Below are 595 nucleotides of genomic sequence, written 5' to 3' on the forward strand. Positions count from 1 at the left end.
CGCGCGCGCTCGGCCTGACCGCGCGCCATCTCGCCTACATCATCTACACCTCCGGCTCCACCGGGACGCCAAAAGGGGCACAGAATGAGCATCGGGCTATTATCAATCGCCTGATCTGGATGCAGAAAGCCTACGCTCTCAATGCGACTGACGTCGTCTTGCAGAAGACGCCATTTGGCTTCGATGTCTCGGCCTGGGAATTCTTCTGGACGTTGCTGGAAGGGGCGACCCTGGTGCTGGCGCCTCCGGCTGCACACAAAGACCCCGATGCGCTTGTAAACTTGATAATCAGCCAACGCATCACCACTGCACACTTTGTACCATCCATGCTGGTCAGCTTTATGGACACGAATGGTGTTGATCGCTGCACATCGCTGCAGCGTCTCGTGTGCAGTGGCGAGGCGCTTCCTGCCTCCCTTGCGCAGAAGGTTCGGCGCGTATTGCCTTGGACTGGCCTGCACAATCTATACGGTCCCACGGAAGCAGCTATCGACGTTACAGCCTGGACTTGCCCGGCTGATTTTGACGGGTCAGTTGTCCCGATCGGGCGTCCGATTGCCAACACGCGGGTGTATCTTCTGGACGGGCATGGTGG

Annotated in this window: 1 protein-coding gene; it reads left to right on the forward strand. The window is 58.7% G+C overall.

Translation table 11 applies throughout. From position 1 onward, the window contains the following. Positions 1 to 595: AMP-binding protein (locus EOC06_RS38325; protein ID WP_164899053.1), on the forward strand; the 595-nt coding region annotated here is incomplete at both ends.

The organism is Mesorhizobium sp. M7A.F.Ca.MR.362.00.0.0, from assembly GCF_004023175.1.
Lineage (GTDB): Bacteria > Pseudomonadota > Alphaproteobacteria > Rhizobiales > Rhizobiaceae > Mesorhizobium.